Here is a 19,143-nt window from a genome sequence, read left to right as displayed (position 1 = left end):
GTTTTCTTTTTAAAACAAAGCTACATAATTCAGAGTTTCATTTTGAAAGGATGGGGGTCCTTATGGGAAGTATAGGGAGTCCTAAAGGGAAAGACTTAAAGACTATGGCCGAAGATGTCTTCTCTTCGGAGAAGAGGGAAGACATCTGGGCCATTATTATCTCCCTGATTGTTCTTCTCTTGAGCATGGCCTTCCCCCAGGAGATCTATCACTTTTTCAAGAAGACTCTTTTCATCTTTTAGCTGGAGGTGGGTATGACCTTTTGGCGCGGGCTCCTGGTGCCAGACTGGCCGAAATACATCCCCGGTCTTCTTCTCTGCCTGCTTTTTGCCTTTGTGGCTATGAATCTTGACCACTATCTGGCTACCTATCACCGGGCCAATCTGGCCTCAAAGAAGATCCCCCTTCTGGAAGAAAAGCTGGCCACTCTGCGGGAAAAGGGGGCCTCTCCTGAGGAGCTGGCCGCCCTTGCGGCCAAGCTCAAAAAACACCGTCAGGCTCTGGCCAAGGTGGGGGGTACGGTGGGTGATCGCTGGGAATGGGCCACCTTCCTTCACCAGAAGGCCCAGATCAAATACGTGGCCATTCTCCTTTTGGGGGGAATCCTTATTCGTAATACCATTGGAGTCCACCGGGTCTTTCTGCCCGGGGTGGGGGTTGCCAGGCCGATAATCAAACCCGGAATCATTATTCTTGGAGTGCACTATGTCTGGTCAGACGTTATCAAGGTCGGAGGGGTAGGGCTGGTGCTGACGGCGGTTTTTATCTTCGGCACGGCCATTGTGGTTATGTATCTCTGTCGTCGTTTTGGGGTCCCTGACGGCCTGGGGGGAATTATGGGAGCGGGCACCGGGATCTGCGGAGTCTCAGCCATTATCGCCACCTCTCCGGTGGTCAGGGCCCAGCCCAGGGATATGGCCTACGCTATCGGGACAATCCTCCTTTTTGGAACCCTTATGCTCTTTACCATGCCCTATATTGGCCGGGCCCTGGGGCTCTCGGAGCCCCAATTTGGGGCCTGGGGGGCCATTGCCATTCTCAATACGGCCCAGCTGGTGGCGGCGGCCGAGTGGTATGGCCTTGAGGCCCGGGATACGGCGGTCCTTATAAATGTAGCCCGAATCATGTTCCTTCCTCTGATCGTTCTCTACGCCCTCTGGTTCTATATCCTCCGTGGGGGGGCTGGCCATTCTGAGGGTGAGATTAACAAGTGGCGGCTGATCCGGGACAAGTTTCCTATTTTTATCCTGGGATTTTTCCTTCTGGTCTTTCTCAACAGCCTTCACGTTGACTTCCTCGGTGGTCCCAAGATCCCGGGGACACCCTTTTGGGCCATGAATGCCGTCTATAAGTGGTTTTTTGCCATAGGTTTTGCCGGCATAGGCCTTTCCATCTCCATTGAAGACATGAAAAAGGCCGGAGGGACGGCCTTTACCATCGGCTTTTTGGCCGCGGCGGCCAAGATGATCCTTGGTCTCCTGGCCGTTTATCTTATCGGGACTGATCTTCTCCGGGTCACCGGAGGCCAATAGTTGCCTGGAAAGATCCTGGTCTGCCTGGACGGGGAACCCCACACCAGAGAGGCCATTTTCTGGGCGATTAGGCTGGCCAGGAGTCTTGAGACCACCTTAGTAGGCCTTCATGTCTTAGATCCCTACCTTAAAAAATTCTATAACGAACTTTATTCCCAGGGTAGACGGGAATACCTGGAATACATAGATTCCTGTTTAGAGAAAATAGCTAATCAGACCTTTTGTGAATTTTCTAACTTGTGTTGTCAAGAAAACATTACTTTTGAGGTTAAGGCTAGAGTTGGAGATCCACTTTGTGAAATTTTAGCTGAAATAAAAGACTCAGATTACAGTTTGGTGGTTTTGGGACAAAGAAAACTTAGCCGGTGGGATCGTATTCGCTCAAGAAAACTGCCAGAATATGTAGTCAAACACTCTAATGTTCCAATTCTAATTGTTAAACCTTCATGAAGACTATTATTTCGTGATATTTTTCTCAGATTCAAACTTTTTCTTGACATTTGCATCCTAATAGATGTAATTGAAGGTGATGGCTACTAGCCAAAAAAATCCTAAAGGAGGAGGTTTTATGGGTAGAAAATGGACTTTGTGGCCGTTTCTTTTAGCCTTTGTCTTTCTTATCTCCGCCACACTTCGGCCTTCGCCTGTTAAGGCCAGCAATGAGGCGGAGATTGAGGCCCTTAAGGCCCAGGTTAAAATGCTTCTTAAGCGTATTGAAGAGTTAGAAAAGAATCAGCAACAAACTATGAAAGCTGTTGAGCAAAAAGCTCCAGTAAACTGGAAGGCTTATTGGAAAAATGGCTTCCGTATTGATTACAAAAATCCCAAAAACAACAATGAATATCGCTTCCGTTTTCGTACAGGGATTCAGCTTCGTTATACCTACTTAGACAGAGATACAGATATCGATGGTAGCGAAGAGAACTACAGTAGCTTTACCATGAGACGTTTGCGGTTCTTCGTGGACGGAACAGCCCCTAATAGAGACTGGAAATACTTCGTCCATGTTCAGCTTGAGCCAAAGAGCAAGGTTAATGTCCACGATGCCTTCATCATTTGGCAGAAGTACAAGGAGTTTAAGGTTCAGTTCGGACGGATGAAGATTCCCGGGCTGGGGATTGAGTACTGGCAGAGTGGATTCAAACAGAACGGCACCGACCGGACCATCTTCACCGATGATTCAGAGGGTATCTGGCCCGGCTCCATGATTAAGACGGGCAGGCGTTCTGGTAAGACCTATACGGGCGAGCTCCGGGTAGGTGGCCACCTCCTTGATAACGGCTTTCCCATTGGCGGGATGCTTAACTACCGCTCCCAGGGGGTCAACGTAAACGGCTTCCTCGACCTGATGAACAAGAAGCAGTTCCTCTGCTACTGGCTGGGGGTTTACAACGGTCGCGACACCCAGGGCAACCGCAACACCAACAGTGACGACATGCTCTACAGCTTCCGGGTGGGTATCAACTGGCTCCCCGGCTCTGATCCTCGTGGTCCTATGGGCCCCAAGACTTTTAACAACTACTTCATGCAGGGCGACTACGGCTATAACACCGTTCCGGCCCTGGCGACCATCTTCTCCGGTTTTTGGACCAAGGATCGCCCCAAAGAGTATTACACCGTAAGCGGAGGAAACGTAACGCCTGTCTCCAAACGCCACGACATTGAAAACTACGGTTTTGATGTGGCGGTGCTGTATCGTTACAAGGGATTTTCGGCCGATCTTGAGTGGGCCTGGGAGGAGTTCATCCAGGATCCTGACGGCAGTCTGAATATCCAGGAGACCTGGGATCGCTGGGCCTTCAGGGCCAATCTGGGCTACTACATAGTGCCCCGTAAGTGGGAGGTGGTGGCCAAATACGCCTACTTTGAGCGCCTGGACGACAACAACCCTTACAACTCCATGGCCAGCGGCCTTGGTCTGGTGGATCTGGCCAACGGAAAGTACGGCGTGGAGGATTACCTCCAGCAGTTTGTCCTTGGCGTAAACCACTACTTCCACGGTTTCAATCAGTACATCACCTTCGACATCTCCCTTCTCCAGAGAAAGGTAAAGAGCGCCAGTGCCGCTGAGGCGGCCGAGGTAGGGCTTACCGCCAGCGATTTTGACAGCGAGACTCAGAACGATCTCCGCTTCCGGGTCATGTACCAACACTTCTTCTAGTGGATAAAGCCGGGGGGTAATTTACCCCCCCGGCTTTGTCTCAAAGGAGGGCTTAATGAAGACCATCTTGGTGGGTTATGACGGTTCCCAGGAGGCCCAAAAGGCCCTGGAGACGGCCTCGGAGCTGGCCCGGTGTTTTGGCGCCAGGCTCTACATCCTCACCGTAGTCCCCGAGCTCTTCTTGCCGGACATAGACATCGGCACTGAAGTGGGCCTCAAGCTCGAAGAGGAGATGGAGCAGGCAGCCCGGAGCCAGCTTGAGGCCGTAGCGGCCAAGGTCAGGGAGAAGGGGCTTGACTTTGAAACCCTCCTTGAGAAAGGCCGTCCGGCCCGGGTCATCCTGGAGAAAGCCAAAGAAAAGGGGGTGGATACGATAATTTTGGGATCACGAGGTACCGGTCTTACCAAGGCTTTATTGGGCAGTGTTTCTTATAAAGTCGCCCATCATGCTGATTGTAGTGTCGTCTTAGTGAGGTAAGCAGTCGTCATTTACCTTACCGAGGCCTTACCTAAAACCAACAGAACTAAGGAGGCCTTATGAGAGAGGTATGGAGCAAGGTTTTTAACAAGAAGGTAGTCCTTTTAACCCTAATTATCAGTGTCCTTACCTGGATGACCTATCTCCACGTGGGTGTGGCCCAGGGTCCGGAGGGGCACGGAGTCACAGAGGCCCAGACAGCGGCCCATCAGGGGTTAGGCCCGGCCTCAAAAGACTATGGTCTAAAGGGTAAACTCGGAAAGCTCATCGCCCAAACCCCTATTTGCACTGAAGAAGGCCAGAAGGGCTGCGTTAACCCCCATGCCCCTCGTGGCTATCTGGGCATCCCTGGGGCCCCGAAGCCCAACTTCATTGTCGGCCTTCTGTGGGCCATCTGGGTGGGCTGGATCTTCTCTACCGTGGGGGCCTTCGGAGGCATTATGGCCGGTGTGGGGCACATTACTATCTTTGGTCTGGCCGACTACGCCAAGAGCTTCAAGAAGACCAACCCGGCCCTTAATAAGTTCCTCACCGACACTATCCGCGTCTCTAATATGTTCTTGGTGGGTATCAGCGCCCTGGTCTCCACCATCAACTACTGGCGAATGAAGCGGATAGTCGCCCCGCTGGCCATAGCGATGGCCATTGGTGCCGTAGGCGGTGCGGTGGGAATTGCCGAGCTTACCGCTGGAAAGATCAGCCTCAAGGCCTATATTGGTTACTTCGGCCTGGCCGTCTTTGCCGTGGCCGGTTTCATGTGGTACGGCACCACCGAGGCTGCTCGGGCCAAGCGGAAGGCCGCCCGGGAGGCCGCTAAGCGTTTTGAGGAGGCGGCCAAAAAGGGTGGCGGCGGAGAAGAGGGCGTTAAGATCGTCCGCTTTAGTCTCACCGAGTGTGTCTTTACCTTCTACGGCGTAGAGTTTAAGTTCAGCCCTCTCCTGGCGGCCCTCGGTGGTTTCGGTATTGCCATTATCGCTGTCTTTCTGGGAATCGGTGGCGGCTTCCTGCTCGTCCCCTTTATGACCGATATCGTCAAGCTCCCCATGTTCATTGTGGCTGGAACCTCGGCCTTTATCGTCCTGGTTAAGATGATTGTCGGTATCTTTACCTACATCGTCCTCAAAGGGGTTACGGTATGGTGGCCCTTTATCGGGACCGAGCTCATCGGAATCTTCATTGGCTCCATGATCGGCCCCCGGCCCAGAAGTACATCCCTGATATCTGGTTGAAGCGGCTCTTTGTTCTGCTGGCTATCTACGTGGGGCTCCGCTACACCTCAAAAGGGTTCCTCGGCTACAGCATAGTTCCCCCATATTAATAAAAACCAGAAGGAGGGGGGCCTCCCCCCTCCTTCAACTTCTCCTTAGATCTGGTATAAGATTTTAGGTCTAAATCAGAGGCGAGAATGATTTCAGAGCTTAAGTTCTATCTTCTTCTGGACAGGGTTATAATCCCTCTTTACCGTCTGGTGGACGACCCGCTAATAGGCTTTTTTCTGGGAACCTTTCTTCTGGCCTTCATTACGGTGGTCATCGGGGAGTTTACCATCTCTTTTGTCTTTCTGGCCAACAAAAGCTATCTTGATCGGCTGAACAACGAGCTCATTAAGTGGAACAATCTCTCCGTTGAGGCCATAGAGGCCGGAGACAAAGAGGCCTACAAGATATTCAATGACCGGGCCAACGAAGTCTTTGGCAAAGTTCTTTTCTTTTCCATTGCTTACTCGGCGGCCTCGCTCTGGCCAGCTCCCTTTGCCCTGGGCTGGATGCAATATCGTTTCTTCTCCGTTGAGTTCCCCCTTCCTTTTAAAGTTCCCTATCTTGGAGATTCCGTGGGATACATCTTCGTCTTTGTCCTGCTTTATATCCTGGCCAAACTGGTCTTCCTCTATCTTAAGCCCTATCTACCCTATTTCCGCCGGATCAAGGCCGTCCTGGACGAATACGATAAAGAAGGGGCCCGCCTTAAGAGCTTCGCCGATCTCATGGAAAAGTCCGGTGGGGTGGAGAAGACCAAGGGGCTTGAAGGAAGGTCTGGAACCTAGCCGGAAATTTTAGCGGGGAACAATCAAAGCGCGCCCCTCATCGGGCAAAGGATAAAGGGTGAATTCAACCCCAAAGACCCGACGCAGGTTCTCGGGGGTAAGGGTCTTAAGGGGCGGCCCCTGGGCGATGATCCTTCCTTCACCAAGCAGGATCACCCGGCTACTAAAGGTGGCCACGGCGTTAAGATCATGAAGGGCACAGAGGACACTGCGCCCCTCTTCGGTAAGTCTTTTTAAATGCCGAAATAGTCCCTGGGCCTGGGCCGGGTCTAGGTGGGCTGCCGGCTCATCAAGGAGGATGATTTCTGCCTCCTGGGCCAGGGCCCGGGCCAAAAAGACCCGCTGTCTCTCCCCCCCGGAGACGGCAGTTATCGGCTGGGAGGCCAGGTGAAGGACATCGGTGGTGGCCATGGCCTTCCGGACTATGTCCCCATCTCTTTCTGATCTTCCGTGAGGGTAGCGGCCAAAGAGGACTATTTCTTGACAGGAGAAGGGATACAGGGCCTCAAGGGCCTGTCTGACAAGGGCCAGGTGTCTGGCCCTCTGGCGGGGAGAGTAGTTCTTGATATCTGTCCCCTTGAGCCGGATCCGGCCACTTTGGGGCTCAAGAAGGCCGGCAGCGGCCATGAGTAAAGTGGTCTTTCCCGCCCCGTTGGCCCCTACCAGGCTAACCCATTGCCCGGGGTAAATAGAAAAGGAGATCCCCCGAAGAATGCACTTTTTTCTGTAACCCAGGTTGACATCTTCAAACTCCAGCCTTGCCTTCATCACCAGCCCTCGATCTCCCGGCGACGGCGGTAAAGGAGCCAGGCAAAAAATGGCCCTCCCAGAAGGGAGGTAATCACCCCTACGGGGAGCTCCTCTCCGGTGGGTAAAATAATTCTGGCCAACACATCGGCCAGGATCATCAGCCCCGCTCCCAGGAGAAGGGAGAGGGGGAGGAGGGAGCGATGGCCGGGGCCGGAAATCAGACGGATGAGATGGGGGATAACCAGGCCCACAAAACCGATGACTCCGGAGATGGCCACCGTGGCCGCTGCCGCCAGACAGGAGCTGATTAGCAGCCAAAAACGCACTCTGGCCACGTGGACTCCAAGATGCTGGGCCTCAAGGTCGCCCAGGGCCAAAATATCCAGCTCCCGGTACCAAAAAAGGGCCAGGGCCAGGGCCGGCAAGAGGTAGGGGAGTAAAAAGATAAGATGCCCCTCCCCCCGGTTGGAGAAGCTTCCCAGGAGCCAGAAGACAATAGACGAAAGGGTTTCATCCGCCAGGCTCTTTATAAGGCTGATGAGGGCCGAGAGAAAAGAAGAGACAACCATTCCGGCCAGGATGAGGGTAGCCGGCCTGAGAAACCCGCTCTCTCCCCGGGACAGGGCCAAAACCAGGGCCAGAGAGAGCCCGGCACCGGCCATGGCCGAGAGGGGAACCAGGGTAAGGCCATAGATGGTGGTGGCCGAGAGCCCCAGATAGAGAGATACGGTGGCCCCAAAGGCAGCCCCGGTGGAGACCCCCAGGGTAAAGGGTTCGGCCAGGGGGTTGCGCAGCAGGGCCTGGAAGACGGCTCCGGTGAGGGCCAGGGTAGCCCCCACCATTCCGGCCAGAGCCATTCTGGTCAATCTGATCTTGACGATGTCCGAAAGGAGGGGATCGGTCACCTGTCCTCCAGCCAGAACAGCCAGGATGTCCCTGGCCGAGGCCGGGTACCGTCCTAAAAGAAGAGATATCCAGGCAGCCGCCAGAAGAAGAATCAGGGAGCCCGTAATCAGGGAGACCAGCCGACTCTTGCCAGGGGGATTCCCAGGCCTTTGAGACTTTATGGGTTCTCGGTGAAGCATTCCGGGTGGAGAATCCGGGCCAGCTCCTCAAGGGCCTCTATGACCCGGGGGCCGGGCCGGGAGAAGAGGAATTCATCTACAATATACACCCGGCCATCTCTTATCGCCCGAAGCCGAGAGAAGTAGGGCCGTTGGCTTATCTGACCGGGGCGGCGATTCATGGGCCCCCTCTGGACGATATAGACATCGGGATCAAGGGCCAGAAGAAGTTCTATGTCCACCCGTAGAAACTTCCGGGGGGCCTTGATGACATTTTCCCCTCCAGCCCGGGTGATAAGGTCATCCACCAGGTGCCTTTTGCCGGCGGCCAGGAGGGTTGGGTAGGAGACCTCAAAAAAGACCCGAGGGCGAGATCTTATCCCCCTCAAGGTGGCCTCCAGCCTCTGGAGACGCTGGTTCATCTGGGTGGTGAGCCTGCGAGCCACATCTTCCTTCCCCACAAGAATGCCCACCCTGACGATGGTCTCCAAGACCTGGGGGACGCTTTGGGGGTTGAAGACGGCTACGGGGATGCCACGGGCCTCAAGCTCGGCAACGGCCCGCTGGCCTCCCCGGGCTACCGAACCCTGGAGGACAAGATCCGGCCGCAGAGAAAGGATAATCTCTAAGTTGGGATTAAGGTGGGTGCCCACCCGGGGAAGGGTTCGGACTTCGGGTGGCCAGCTCTCGTGGGCGGTGACTCCAACCACTCTGTCTCCGGCTCCCAGGGCAAAGACGATTTCGGTCATGGCCCCGTAGAGAGAGATTATCCTCTGAGGGGGGGCCATAAGGCGGATGATCTTCCCCCGGTCGTCGGTAATCTCACTTCCCTGGGCCTGGATGCTTCCGGCCGTAAGAAGGAGAACCAGCAAGGCGGGGAGCAGATACCTCATTGAGGCGATCATCTTCGGCCTCCTACTAAAATTAGGGTGAAGTAGGGAGGCCGCTGCCGGCGCAGATCTTCTATGTGCTCGTAGATTCTCTCCTCCGGGAAGCCGCAGGCCGTAATGGCGATAGCCTCTTTGGTTCGTCCTATCTCTTCAAGGGCCTCAAGGATGTCTTCCACTCTCCTGTAGACCTTGTAAAGGACCAGGGTGTCGGCCCTTTGACCCAGCTCCCGAACGGCCCTTCCCCCTTCGGCTCCGGAGGCCAAAATAAGGGACTCCTCGCCCTCAACCAGGGTGAGCTTGAGTCTGGCGGCGGCAGCCTGGAAGGCGGAGATACCAGGGATAAACTCACACTCAAGCCCCGGTAGATGTTTCTTAATATGACGGTAAAGGTAACCAAAGGTGGAGTAGAGGCTCGGATCCCCCAGGGTGAGGAAGGCGACATCCTTGCCCTGCTTCAGGATCTCGGCCACCCTCCGGGCGTTTTCCTCCCAGGCCCTTTTAAGGAGATCCCTGTCTTTGGTCATGGGAAAGTCGAGTCTTTCTACCGTGGCTTTTTCGGGTACGTGAGGTCTGACCACCGAAAGGGCGGCCGAATAAGAGTTGCGGGTGGAGGCGGCCACAAAAAGATGGTGGACCTGCCTTAAGACCTCGGCGGCCCTTAAGGTTATGAGTTTGGGGTCTCCGGGGCCAACCCCCACGCCATAGAGCTTGCCTGGCTTCACTCTGGCTCCTAATAGACCTCGATAATCTTTAGGGCTCGTTTGAGATTCTTAATAAGGACCTGATTGACTTCATCATAGAAGCCGAGCCCCCGGTAATAACTCTTTCCCTGATAGTTTATGCGCACACAGTCGGCCTTTTTGCCCGCCGTCTCTATTATTTGGCGCCAGGAGAGTTCGCCGTCTTCAAGGTCCTCCCCCATGATATCGTTCATGATATGATCACCGGCCACATACATAAAGGGGATGAACCGCACCCTGGAGGCGGGATACTTCTTGGCCCGGGCCAGGACGCTTTCGGCATCGGGAATCCCTTCTACGGTGCCCAGAGCCACATTGGAATATCTCTCTTCCAGAATCCACTGAAGCCCCATATAGACAACGTTGGCCGGATCACCGGCTGTAGGGGTACCATGGGCCACCAAGACATTAAAGCCCTCCTCCGGGGGAAGAAACTCCTTCTCTATGGCCTCAAGGACCTCATGGAGATACTCCCAGCGATAGAGAAGGGGTTCGCCAACCACGATCCTCAGACCGGGAAAACGCTCACATATCTCAAGGACATCACGATACTCATATCCGGGGAAGATGTGCAAGGGCTGGACTACCACCCGCCTATAGCCTTCGGCCTCAAGCCGGGCCAGGGCCTCCTGGAGGCTCATTAAGTAGCGACTTATCCCCTTGCGGGCATAGATCTGGTTCATCTTCTCCCGGATGATCTCTGAGGTAAAGGCCCAGCGAATCTCATAGCCAGGTAGGGCCTTCTTTAATTGTTCATTAAAGTGGTCAAAGGTTACCTGGGCCCTGGTGGAGGTGCCAAAGGCGGCAATGACTATGGCTGGTTTCCTTTTAAGGTGCTGGGTCTTGAGTTGATACCCACTTACCTGACTGGCGGTAAGACCACAGATCAACAAAAGGGCCAAGAAGATAATCAGACGCATAGGCTCCTCCCTTAAAGAAATTTGGGGGAGAAGCTTCGAGGCGGGCCAGAAGGGCCATTGGCCTTCTCCTGGGACAGGGCAGGAAGCCTCGAAGCCCCGTTCCCTAAAGGGGCCTGGCCGGTCTCCCGGCTTCCGGATCAACCTACTTGCCGCGCCTTCCCGGGGCCTCCCGGCCCCAGTGGCCTGTCACCCGGAGGCTTGCCCCTCCAGGCTAAGCGGCGTTCGTCCCCGGTCACGGTTGCGGGCCAGCGCCGGACTTGCACCGGACTTCCCTTAACCAGACCCATTTAAGTTTGGGGATAATTAGCACGCCGCCCTTCTTTAGTCCAGAACCTTTTTGTTCTTAAGTTTCCGGGTAACTCAAAGACAGTCTGTCAAGTTGTTTATTTCCCTGGTTTATTCTCTCTTGTTTTGCTTTTGTATTTCTAGCAAAATACCCTCAAACTTGATTTATAAAAGTGTCAATTTTGTTGTCTTTTTGCCCTTTATAGGTAGTTTTTCTTATGGTTTTGATCAATCGTTTATCTGTTTTTTAATTATACTTTTCTTATTTGATCTATTTGATCTTTAATTCGTTTTCCTTTAATCTCGATAATATATTTAAGATCTTTTATTCTTTGACTCTTTTAAAATGAGAACCCGCTTTTAAAAGTTCTCCTTCTTTAGGATTGAGTATGACTAAAGATATGAGTCGGTCTTCTACTTTAGAGAGTTCTCTCTTCAAAGAGGGGGTTCCTATTCTTGAGGAGCGCTATCGTCTCTTTGTCTCTCCAGACAGTATGGAGGCCTATCTTGTAAAGAGCGGTTCCGGGCCAGCCCTTGTCCCCGAGGATATTCCCCAACTTTTTTTAGAACTTAAGGCCAGAGGGGTGGTCTACGGCCTTCTTGATGAGCCGGAGGAAGGTCGCGGCGGGCGCCTGGTTGTGGCCCGAGGAAAGCCGCCCCTCCCCGGCAAAGATGCTCGGATAGAACTTCTGGTTGATCTCTCCCGAGGTCCCCTTAAAGAAGAAAAACCCGATAGGGTGGTTTACCGAGAACTAAACACCCTGGTCTGTGTGGAGCTTGGCCAACCGGTAGCCCGGAGGCTTCCTCCAGGGCTTGGTGAGCCGGGGATGGACGTCTTTGGTACGCCGGTGCCCCCTCTGCCCGGTAGAGATATCTCCTTTAACTACGGCTCCGGCCTTGAGGCCGATGAACTTCTCCTTAGGGCCAAGACGGCCGGCGTCCTCATCTTCGAGAACGAAAGCCTGTCAGTCTCTCCTGTTTATGTGCTTGATTCGGATGTGGACTGGTCGGTGGGCAATATTCACTTTTGTGGTGAGCGGCTGGTCATCAACGGAGACATAAAACGCGGTTTCTCTCTTAAGGTGAAGGGAGATCTGGAGATAAATGGTTCGGTGGAGGACAATGTCCAGATAGAAGTCTCGGGGGATCTTTTTATCCGGGGCTTGATCCAGGGAGAATCGGTGCTCATCAGGTGCGAGGGAGACGCAACCATTGGGGCCCTGGAGTATGCCCAGATTGAGGTCTCCGGTAACCTGACCGTTCTTGACTATCTGCTCCAGCCTTACTGCCTGGTGGGGAAAAACTTCCGTCTTCTTGATGGCCTTGGTGTTGTCTTGGGAGGCAAATGCCTTGTAGGGGGGTCGGCGGAGGTCTATATCCTAGGGAACGAGGCCCATGTCCGGGCCGACTTTCGAGTCGGCTATGATCCCTTGATCCTTGGCCGTCTGGCTGAGCTTAAGGAACGTCAAAAGACCATGGAAAGACAAGAGCGGGATCTCCGTGGAGGCCTGGAAAAGGGCCTTAGGCTTTTGAAGAAGGGGGGCCTGTCCCCGGCCCAGAAAGGTATTCTTAAGAAGATTCGTCACCTCCTGGAAAACCTCAGGGACGATCTTAGGCAACTCATCCTCGAAGAAAAACTGGCCCGCGAAGAGCTTAAACGATTGAGAAAAAACACCTTACGGATCGAAAAACGTATCTTCCCCGGGGTTCATATTGGGATAGCCGATGCCGATTTTTCTATCGTGACCCGATTGGCCGGGGGGACCTTTTTTCTCAGCGAAAAGGGTCTGGAGTTTCGGGCAACCAAAGGGGAATAACTTGTTTTCCCCCTTCCGTCTTGACAGATACCTGGGGCTTGAATATCTTCCTTACCCAATTTTTACTTCTAGAAAAATTACCACCTTTGTAGATTCTGGTGAAAATTCTTCTTATTTATCCTTACTGTATTGACGAACGCCCCCGCGATTACGATGTCCGCCCGGTACCCATTGGCGTCTATTATATTGCCGCCCTTCTTAAGGAGGCCGGCTACGACGTTGAGGTCCTCAACTGGTACAACATAAACAAGACCCCCACAAAGATTGCCGAGACCTTAAAGGTCAAAAGGCCGGCGATAATAGGCTTTTCTATCTTTAATGCCAACCGCTGGGGGGCCATAGACATTGCCCGGGTAGCCAAGGAGATAGACCCGGAGGTTAAGGTTGTCTTTGGAGGGGTGGGGGCCAGCTTCCTCTGGGAACACTTTCTAAAACACTTTCCCGAGGTGGATTATGTGGTTATTGGCGAGGGGGAGTACACCTTTTTGAATCTGGTAAGGGCCCTGGAGAAAAACGGACGGGGGCTTGAGGAGATAAAGGGGCTGGCCTTTCGGGGGGACGAGGGGCCGATCTTTACCGGCTGGCCTGACCCCATAGAAAATATAGATTCTCTACCCAATCCGGCCCGTTATTTTACCTTCCAGCACGTGGTTTCAGCCAGGGGGTGCCCCTTTAACTGCACCTTCTGTGGTTCACCCCGTTTCTGGGGTCGGCGGGTCCGCTTCCATTCTCCCGGTTACTTTGTTGATCAGCTGGAGCTCCTTTATCAGAAGGGGGTAAACTTCTTTTATGTCTCCGACGACACCTTTACCTTCCAGAAGAAAAGGGTCATCGAGATCTGCCAGGAGATCATTCGTCGGGGGCTCTCCATCACCTGGCAGGCTATCTCGCGGGTGGACTGCATAGATGAAGAGATTCTCTACTGGATGCGGCGGGCTGGCTGTGTCCAGATAAGCTATGGAGTGGAGAGTGGTTCTGAGAAGATCAGGCGTTTTTTCAACAAAAAAATCTCTGCTGAGGCCATAAAGAGGGCCTTTGAGCTTACCCGCAGATACGGCATCCTGCCGCGGGCCTATTTCATCTATGGCTCTCCAGGAGAGAGCCAGAAGACCATTCAGGAGAGCATAGACCTCATGTTGGAGATAAAACCCCTTAGTGTGGTCTTTTACATACTGGATATCTATCCGGGGACGGCCCTCTATGAGGAGTTTAAGAGGCGCACCGGAGCCACCGATGACATCTGGTTAAAACGCATAGAAGATATCATGTACCACGAGACCGACCCCGACCTGCCGGCAGAGAAGGTTCTGGCCTTCGGACGGCGACTGAAGAAGGAATATTATCGCCACCTGCCCCGTTTCTTAAGAGAAATCGACCTGGTAGAAAAGAGGGATCTTTATCCCCATCATGCTGATTTTCTTACCCGTTTAGCTATGACGCTTCGCTATGGTGACTATGCCCGCAACCCCCAGATAAGGGGCAAGGATTCTCTGGCCGAGCACCTCTTTGCCCGGGCGCTGAAATATCACCCTGACCATCACGCCTACCTGGGGTTGGGGATCATCTATCAGCAGAAGAGACGCTTTAAGGAGTCGGTAAAGATCCTGGAGGAGGGCAGGGGGTACTTTCCCTCTAGTGAGCCCCTTAACATCTGTCTGGGGATAAGCTATATGAATCTCGGTGATTATCGGCGGGCTCTGGAGTGTTTCCTGCCCTTTGAGAGCTCTCCAGAGGCCCTCTCCCGGGCCGCTGTCTGTTTTCAGGCTCTGGGTGATGAAGCCCGGATGAAGGCCTGCCTGGCCCGCCTAAAGGCTCTAAAAGGCGTCTCGGCCTAGGTCTGGAACTCCATGAAAAGGGTCTTTGTCGAAGTTTTGCCCCGGGAGATAGACACCAGCGGTCTGGTGGTCTTGGTGGATATTTTACGGGCCACCTCGACCATCGTTGCCGCCCTGGCCAGCGGGGCTGAGGTGGTTAAAACGGTGGCCACGGTGGAAGAGGCCCTTTCCTGGCGACAAAGGGGCTATCTTGTGGCCGGTGAGCGGGGCGGTCTTCCCCCAGAGGGCTTTGATCTGGGCAACTCTCCCCTTGAGGCCCAGCGCTTGGCTAAGGGAAGGGCTCTGGTTCTTACCACCACCAACGGCACCCAGGCCGTGGGAAAGATCCGTTCGGCCTCTAAGGTGGTGGCTGGGGCCTTTCTCAATCTTTCGGCCGTGGTCCAGATGGCCAGGGGTTTTAACGAGGTGGTGGTCCTCTGTGCCGGGACTGAGGGCCGCTTTTCCCGGGAGGATTTTCTCTTCGCCAGCCTGCTGGTTCAGGAACTTTCCGACTATCAAGCGGGAGATGACGCCACCCTGGTGGCCAGGGAATGGGCCGCCGGAATTAGCCACCTTGAGGAGGCCCTCCGTCGATCCCACCACGCCCGGAGGCTCGTCAAGCTGGGGCTGGAGGCCGATGTGGTCTTCTGCGCCCGGCGAGATCTCTTCTCGGTGGTCCCCGTGCTTACCGGGGAGGGCTTTAAGATCCTGCCTTGAAAAAAGATCCAAAAGGCCTCAAGATCAAGCCTTATCTCCTCACCGTGAGGGAGACTCAGAATGTGTGGAATCGCCGGCATTGTTAAGCGGTCAGCCCGGGTGGAACAGGATGAACTCAGGCCCCTGGCCGAACTCCTTCGTCATCGGGGTCCGGACGATGTCGGTTTCTTCGTTGAGGAAAACCTCGGCCTCGTCCACACCCGGCTGTCTATTATTGATCTTGAAGGTGGCCGTCAGCCGCTTTTTAGCCCGGAAGGAGATCTGGTTACCGTAGCCAATGGAGAGATATACAATTTTGTCGAGCTCAGGCAGGAGCTTGAGGCCTGTGGGCGAACCTTCCTGACCAACTCCGACTGCGAGACCATTCTTCACGCCTATGCCCTCTGGGGAGAGGGCTTCGTAACCCGTTTAAACGGCATGTTTGCCTTTGCCCTCTACGATCAAAAAAAGGGCCGCCTGTTCCTGGTGCGGGATCGTCTGGGGATAAAGCCCCTCTTTTATGCCTCCCTCCCCTGGGGATTTGCCTTCGCCTCAGAGATCAAGGCCCTACTTCCCTTGCTCCCCCGGATAGAAATAAACCCCCGGGCCCTTATCCAGTACCTTCAGGGACAATTTTCCTCGGGACGGGAGACCATTGTTCGGGGGGTTTATCGATTACCCCCGGCCCGGGTCTTGGTCTTATCCCTTGAGGATTTTTCTCTAAAGGAGCATCCCTACTGGTCGGCCCTTGAGGTTGCTCCCCGGAGGCTGAGTTTTTCTCAGGCCGCGGAGGAGTTTGATCATCTTATAGAGATAGTCTTTCGGGAACATATGCGATCCGATGTCCCCTTTGGCCTCTTTCTCTCCGGAGGGGTGGATTCCTCGGTGGTCCTGGCCCTTCTTAGCCGCTTTCGCCAGGAGCCGGTGCGCAGCTTTTCCGTAGGCTATCGGGGGGCAACCCTTGAAAGCGAGCTTTCAGAGGCGGCCAGGATGGCCTCTCTCTTTGGGGCCCGGCATCAGGAGATTATCCTGGACCGAAGGCAGATCTTTGAGGCCCTTCCCTTTTCTGTCTGGGCGGCCGACGATCTCCTTCGGGACTATGCCTGCCTGCCTACCGCCCATCTGGCCCAGGCGGCCGCCAGAGAGCTGAAGGTGGTCTTTACCGGAGAAGGGGGAGATGAGGTCTTTGCCGGCTACGGGCGCTATCGGGCCGGGGTTCTGGAGCGCTTCTTAAAGGGCTTGCGTTCATCTGGTTCCGGTGGCCTCCGAACCAGGGGCCAGTGGCGCCGTCCTTGGCCGAAAAAGGTCTTCGGTGAGGAGCTGAAGAGATACTCAAAGGCCTGGCGTGAGCCAATTGTGGCCGCCTGGCAAAAGACCCCGACCTCCTGGGGTTATGTACGACGGGCCCAGTACACCGAGCTGGTAACGGTTCTTCCGGACGATCTTCTGGTCAAGGTGGATCGCCTCCTTATGGGCCACGGTCTTGAGGGCCGGGTGCCCTTTTTGGACCACCGGGTGGTGGAGTTCGGTCTCTCTTTGCCGGAGGAGCTTAAGGTCAAGGCTGGCTTTGGCAAGGTGTTCCTTCGGCGCTGGGCCGAGGCCTATCTTCCCAAGGAGCATCTCTGGCTGAAAAAGAAGGGGTTCCATGTCCCCATCGGGGAGTGGCTAAAGGGAGAGTTTCTTGGGGTCCTAAAGGAAAGGCTTTTGGCCAATCGGGCCATAAGAGACTGGTTCCGGCCCCAGGGAATTAAAGAGCTCATTGAGGCCCAGCAGCATCGGGCCTCAGCCTCAAGGGAGATCTGGTCTCTTATGCAGCTGGCCATCTGGTACAATCTTTTTGTGGAGAGGAGGGGATCCAGGCCCTCCATGGCCGAGGATCCTCTGGACTGGATCTAGCCATGTCCCGGTCAGCGCGGATTGCCTTTTTTCTGGCCACCTCTGGACACAGTGGGGTGGATCGCATCGCCGCCCATCTTCTTCCAGCCTTGGCCCGGCGAGGCTATCAGGTGGATCTTCTGACGGTCAGGAGACATGGCCCCTATCTTGAGCCCGTCCATTCTAACCTCCGGGTTATTCGTTTTTCTACGAATCATGTCTATAACGCCCTTTTTCATCTGGTCAGATACCTTAAAGACTGCCAGCCCCTTGTCCTTCTTTCCGATAAGGATCGGGTATGCCGTACGGCCCTTCTGGCCCGGACGATAGCCCGGGTCAAAACCAGGCTCTTCTTTCGGCAGGGAACAACTATCTCCATGGATCTGGCCAGTCGGGGGCCTGTGGACCGTCTGCTTCAGACGGTCTCCCTGCGCTATCTTTATCGCTTTGCCGAAAAGGTGATCGTTCCTTCAGAGGGGGCGGCCCTGGATTTGGCCAGCTATGCCCGTCTTGGGCTCGAACAAATCCGGGTGGTGCCCAGCCCGGTGGTGACTCGAGAACTCCTTGAGGGCGAACAGCCTCTTCCGGATCACCCCTGGTACCGGGATCCGGTGCCTATTGTTATCGGCGTGGGCGAACTCTGTGCCCGCAAGGATTTTGCTACCCTGATAAAGGCCTTTGCCCGGGTAAGGCAAAAAAGGCCCCTGCGCCTTATTATTTTAGGTCGGGGGCGTCAGAGAGAAAGGCTCCTTGATCTCTGTCAAAGGCTTGGGGTCTCAGGGGATGTCTCCCTGCCAGGGTTTGTCAAAAATCCCTATCCCTATATGGCGCACGCCCGGGTCTTTGCCTTTAGCTCTCGCTGGGAAGGCCTGGGCTTTGCCCTTATTGAGGCCCTGGCCCTGGGGACCCCGGTGGTCTCTACCGACTGCCCCCATGGGCCCCGGGAGATACTGGCCAATGGTCGCTATGGCCCCCTGGTGCCGGTTGGGGACGCTGGGGCCTTAGCCCAGGCCCTGGAGAGGATTTTGGACTCTCCCCCCCAGAAAGAACACCTGAGGGAGGCGGTCCGTCCTTATGAGGTGGAGGTTAGTGCCACCGCTTATCTGGAGACCATGGGTCTTCCCCCCTGGCCGGATGCCACCTGACCCCTCCAAACCTTGCAATCATTTGTCTATAACCCCTGATCTTGACAGCTAAAAACAGCAGGGCTTTAAATCTTTTTCCGTCTTTTCCTGTTTCCGGAAGGGAAAGAAGCCCCGGAGAATATAAAGAATTTTAGAACTTTAATGCTTTTTTCTTGACTTAAAAAATCTTCTAAGATAGAAACAATCTATATTTAGTCTTGTCCTAAAAAAGGAGGAATGATTATGTCAGAGAATATCTTTGAGGGAGCTTATATTTGTTCAACCACCAACTGTGGCTACATCTACAATCCGGCCAAGGGGGATCGCAAGGGTAAGATTCCCAAGGGCACGGCCTTTGAAGACCTACCTGATGACTGGCGCTGTCCGGTCTGTGGGGCTTCAAAGAAGGCCTTCAGGCCCATGGCCGAGCTAGAGGAAGAGAAATAGAGAAAGGAGAGGAAGATGAAGTTCGAGTTTGATAAACAGATTGTTCGTTTCATCCCCGAAACCAAAGAGGAAGAGGCCGCCCTTGACCGTCTCTGGAAGTATCTGGTGGAGTGTGAGGGCGAAAGCCGAAAGCTGGTTCCCCTGGGGATCTATATGCCCGGGACAAGTACGGAGGCCCAGTTTCAGGTAGAGGGCTATGTTATGACCCAAAGTCCATCCCAGGAGACGGTTCGTTATTATTGTCCGGTTTGTAACCGTTACGAAGAGATCCCTGCGGGCTCTGAGCCTCCGGTCTGCTGCAACCAGCCCATGGTGGCTATGGATTAGATCCCCCCTTTAAGGCCATCAGTTTCGCCCCCTGCCCCCGGTTCTAAGGGCAGGGGGGCCTTATGGCTATTCCTTCCTCTGTGTTTTATGCACCGTTTTTTATTTAAAAGATCTTCCTTGAATTCTTTTCTTTGGTCGATGTTTTTTCCTTGTCCCTTAAACATTTGCTTGATATATCC

19 protein-coding genes and 1 riboswitch are annotated in these 19,143 nt (G+C 54.3%); of the genes, 14 read left to right on the top strand and 5 right to left on the bottom strand.

The features are described 5' to 3' along the window. Positions 1 to 62: 62 nt before the first annotated feature. The 7 genes from G4V39_RS02150 to G4V39_RS02120 all read left to right on the top strand — a co-directional run bounded on the left by G4V39_RS02150 (position 63) and on the right by G4V39_RS02120 (position 6,215). Positions 63 to 242 carry a hypothetical protein gene (locus tag G4V39_RS02150; RefSeq protein ID WP_166031369.1) on the top strand — a complete coding sequence of 60 codons (180 nt, stop codon included), beginning with the start codon at positions 63 to 65 and terminating at the stop codon, positions 240 to 242. Between the two features lie 12 nt (positions 243 to 254). Beyond that, positions 255 to 1,532 carry a YeiH family protein gene (locus tag G4V39_RS02145; RefSeq protein WP_166031368.1) on the top strand — a complete coding sequence of 426 codons (1,278 nt, stop codon included), beginning with the start codon at positions 255 to 257 and terminating at the stop codon, positions 1,530 to 1,532. Then, the gene (locus tag G4V39_RS02140; RefSeq protein ID WP_166031367.1) at positions 1,533 to 1,982 is read left to right on the top strand and encodes a universal stress protein; all 450 of its coding nucleotides are present in this window, start codon (positions 1,533 to 1,535) and stop codon (positions 1,980 to 1,982) included. A 118-nt stretch (positions 1,983 to 2,100) separates the two neighbouring features. Further along, positions 2,101 to 3,693 carry a porin family protein gene (locus tag G4V39_RS02135; RefSeq protein WP_166031366.1) on the top strand — a complete coding sequence of 531 codons (1,593 nt, stop codon included), beginning with the start codon at positions 2,101 to 2,103 and terminating at the stop codon, positions 3,691 to 3,693. Between the two features lie 55 nt (positions 3,694 to 3,748). Further along, positions 3,749 to 4,171, top strand: a complete 423-nt coding sequence (locus G4V39_RS02130; protein WP_166031365.1) for a universal stress protein — start codon at positions 3,749 to 3,751, stop codon at positions 4,169 to 4,171. Positions 4,172 to 4,230: 59 nt separating this feature from the next. After that, a complete protein-coding gene (locus G4V39_RS02125) occupies positions 4,231 to 5,400 on the top strand; it encodes a sulfite exporter TauE/SafE family protein (protein ID WP_210412163.1) in 1,170 nt (389 codons plus the stop codon). 176 nt (positions 5,401 to 5,576) lie between these two features. Beyond that, a complete protein-coding gene (locus G4V39_RS02120; protein ID WP_166031364.1) occupies positions 5,577 to 6,215 on the top strand; it encodes a hypothetical protein in 639 nt (212 codons plus the stop codon). Between the two features lie 9 nt (positions 6,216 to 6,224). Here G4V39_RS02120 and G4V39_RS02115 read toward each other — a convergent pair whose 3' ends face one another. Genes G4V39_RS02115 through G4V39_RS02095 form a run of 5 tightly spaced genes read right to left on the bottom strand, consistent with a single transcriptional unit; the run spans position 6,225 to position 10,579 of the window. Beyond that, positions 6,225 to 6,983 carry an ABC transporter ATP-binding protein gene (locus tag G4V39_RS02115; protein WP_166031363.1) on the bottom strand — a complete coding sequence of 253 codons (759 nt, stop codon included), beginning with the start codon at positions 6,981 to 6,983 and terminating at the stop codon, positions 6,225 to 6,227. After that, the gene (locus G4V39_RS02110; protein WP_166031362.1) at positions 6,983 to 8,050 is read right to left on the bottom strand and encodes a FecCD family ABC transporter permease; all 1,068 of its coding nucleotides are present in this window, start codon (positions 8,048 to 8,050) and stop codon (positions 6,983 to 6,985) included. The genes G4V39_RS02115 and G4V39_RS02110 overlap by 1 nt, the downstream gene beginning before the upstream one ends. Next, positions 8,029 to 8,934 (bottom strand): ABC transporter substrate-binding protein, encoded by a 906-nt coding sequence (locus G4V39_RS02105; protein ID WP_166031361.1) that lies wholly within the window; start codon positions 8,932 to 8,934, stop codon positions 8,029 to 8,031. Before G4V39_RS02105 ends, G4V39_RS02110 begins: the two co-directional genes overlap by 22 nt. Continuing rightward, complete coding sequence (gene cobI, locus G4V39_RS02100) at positions 8,931 to 9,641, bottom strand: precorrin-2 C(20)-methyltransferase (RefSeq protein WP_166031360.1); 711 nt, start codon at positions 9,639 to 9,641, stop codon at positions 8,931 to 8,933. The genes G4V39_RS02105 and cobI overlap by 4 nt, the downstream gene beginning before the upstream one ends. Positions 9,642 to 9,649: 8 nt before the next feature. Continuing rightward, complete coding sequence (locus G4V39_RS02095; protein ID WP_166031359.1) at positions 9,650 to 10,579, bottom strand: sirohydrochlorin cobaltochelatase; 930 nt, start codon at positions 10,577 to 10,579, stop codon at positions 9,650 to 9,652. A 98-nt stretch (positions 10,580 to 10,677) separates the two neighbouring features. Further along, a riboswitch (cobalamin riboswitch) is annotated at positions 10,678 to 10,876 on the bottom strand. Positions 10,877 to 11,265: 389 nt separating this feature from the next. Between G4V39_RS02095 and G4V39_RS02090 the strand changes: the two genes are divergently transcribed. The 7 genes from G4V39_RS02090 to G4V39_RS02060 all read left to right on the top strand — a co-directional run bounded on the left by G4V39_RS02090 (position 11,266) and on the right by G4V39_RS02060 (position 18,964). After that, complete coding sequence (locus tag G4V39_RS02090; RefSeq protein WP_166031358.1) at positions 11,266 to 12,681, top strand: flagellar assembly protein A; 1,416 nt, start codon at positions 11,266 to 11,268, stop codon at positions 12,679 to 12,681. A gap of 98 nt (positions 12,682 to 12,779) precedes the next feature. Next, complete coding sequence (locus G4V39_RS02085) at positions 12,780 to 14,516, top strand: B12-binding domain-containing radical SAM protein (protein WP_166031357.1); 1,737 nt, start codon at positions 12,780 to 12,782, stop codon at positions 14,514 to 14,516. 12 nt (positions 14,517 to 14,528) lie between these two features. After that, positions 14,529 to 15,212 (top strand): 2-phosphosulfolactate phosphatase, encoded by a 684-nt coding sequence (locus tag G4V39_RS02080; protein WP_166031356.1) that lies wholly within the window; start codon positions 14,529 to 14,531, stop codon positions 15,210 to 15,212. A 60-nt stretch (positions 15,213 to 15,272) separates the two neighbouring features. Further along, the gene (asnB, locus tag G4V39_RS02075) at positions 15,273 to 17,087 is read left to right on the top strand and encodes an asparagine synthase (glutamine-hydrolyzing) (RefSeq protein ID WP_166031355.1); all 1,815 of its coding nucleotides are present in this window, start codon (positions 15,273 to 15,275) and stop codon (positions 17,085 to 17,087) included. Positions 17,088 to 17,089: 2 nt separating this feature from the next. After that, complete coding sequence (locus tag G4V39_RS02070) at positions 17,090 to 18,211, top strand: glycosyltransferase (RefSeq protein ID WP_166031354.1); 1,122 nt, start codon at positions 17,090 to 17,092, stop codon at positions 18,209 to 18,211. 222 nt (positions 18,212 to 18,433) lie between these two features. Further along, the gene (locus tag G4V39_RS02065; protein WP_210412161.1) at positions 18,434 to 18,637 is read left to right on the top strand and encodes a rubredoxin; all 204 of its coding nucleotides are present in this window, start codon (positions 18,434 to 18,436) and stop codon (positions 18,635 to 18,637) included. 15 nt (positions 18,638 to 18,652) lie between these two features. Continuing rightward, positions 18,653 to 18,964 (top strand): hypothetical protein, encoded by a 312-nt coding sequence (locus G4V39_RS02060; RefSeq protein ID WP_166031352.1) that lies wholly within the window; start codon positions 18,653 to 18,655, stop codon positions 18,962 to 18,964. Positions 18,965 to 19,143: the final 179 nt, after the last annotated feature.

The sequence above is a fragment of the Thermosulfuriphilus ammonigenes genome (assembly GCF_011207455.1).
GTDB lineage: Bacteria > Desulfobacterota > Thermodesulfobacteria > Thermodesulfobacteriales > ST65 > Thermosulfuriphilus > Thermosulfuriphilus ammonigenes.
The sequence above is the reverse complement of the archived record's forward strand: the minus strand, read 5'-3'. Positions and strand labels throughout refer to the sequence as shown.

Bases quoted from the DNA above. Each gene is read 5' to 3' on its own strand.
- asnB (WP_166031355.1), top strand. From the start codon at position 15,273: ATGTGTGGAATCGCCGGCATTGTTAAGCGGTCAGCCCGGGTGGAACAG.
- G4V39_RS02060 (WP_166031352.1), top strand. From the start codon at position 18,653: ATGAAGTTCGAGTTTGATAAACAGATTGTTCGTTTCATCCCCGAAACC.
- G4V39_RS02080 (WP_166031356.1), top strand. From the start codon at position 14,529: ATGAAAAGGGTCTTTGTCGAAGTTTTGCCCCGGGAGATAGACACCAGC.
- G4V39_RS02065 (WP_210412161.1), top strand. From the start codon at position 18,434: ATGTCAGAGAATATCTTTGAGGGAGCTTATATTTGTTCAACCACCAAC.
- G4V39_RS02070 (WP_166031354.1), top strand. From the start codon at position 17,090: ATGTCCCGGTCAGCGCGGATTGCCTTTTTTCTGGCCACCTCTGGACAC.
- G4V39_RS02110 (WP_166031362.1), bottom strand. From the start codon at position 8,050: ATGCTTCACCGAGAACCCATAAAGTCTCAAAGGCCTGGGAATCCCCCT.
- G4V39_RS02090 (WP_166031358.1), top strand. From the start codon at position 11,266: ATGAGTCGGTCTTCTACTTTAGAGAGTTCTCTCTTCAAAGAGGGGGTT.
- G4V39_RS02095 (WP_166031359.1), bottom strand. From the start codon at position 10,579: ATGCGTCTGATTATCTTCTTGGCCCTTTTGTTGATCTGTGGTCTTACC.
- G4V39_RS02150 (WP_166031369.1), top strand. From the start codon at position 63: ATGGGAAGTATAGGGAGTCCTAAAGGGAAAGACTTAAAGACTATGGCC.
- G4V39_RS02120 (WP_166031364.1), top strand. From the start codon at position 5,577: ATGATTTCAGAGCTTAAGTTCTATCTTCTTCTGGACAGGGTTATAATC.
- G4V39_RS02135 (WP_166031366.1), top strand. From the start codon at position 2,101: ATGGGTAGAAAATGGACTTTGTGGCCGTTTCTTTTAGCCTTTGTCTTT.
- G4V39_RS02145 (WP_166031368.1), top strand. From the start codon at position 255: ATGACCTTTTGGCGCGGGCTCCTGGTGCCAGACTGGCCGAAATACATC.
- G4V39_RS02115 (WP_166031363.1), bottom strand. From the start codon at position 6,983: ATGAAGGCAAGGCTGGAGTTTGAAGATGTCAACCTGGGTTACAGAAAA.
- G4V39_RS02130 (WP_166031365.1), top strand. From the start codon at position 3,749: ATGAAGACCATCTTGGTGGGTTATGACGGTTCCCAGGAGGCCCAAAAG.
- G4V39_RS02125 (WP_210412163.1), top strand. From the start codon at position 4,231: ATGAGAGAGGTATGGAGCAAGGTTTTTAACAAGAAGGTAGTCCTTTTA.
- G4V39_RS02105 (WP_166031361.1), bottom strand. From the start codon at position 8,934: ATGATCGCCTCAATGAGGTATCTGCTCCCCGCCTTGCTGGTTCTCCTT.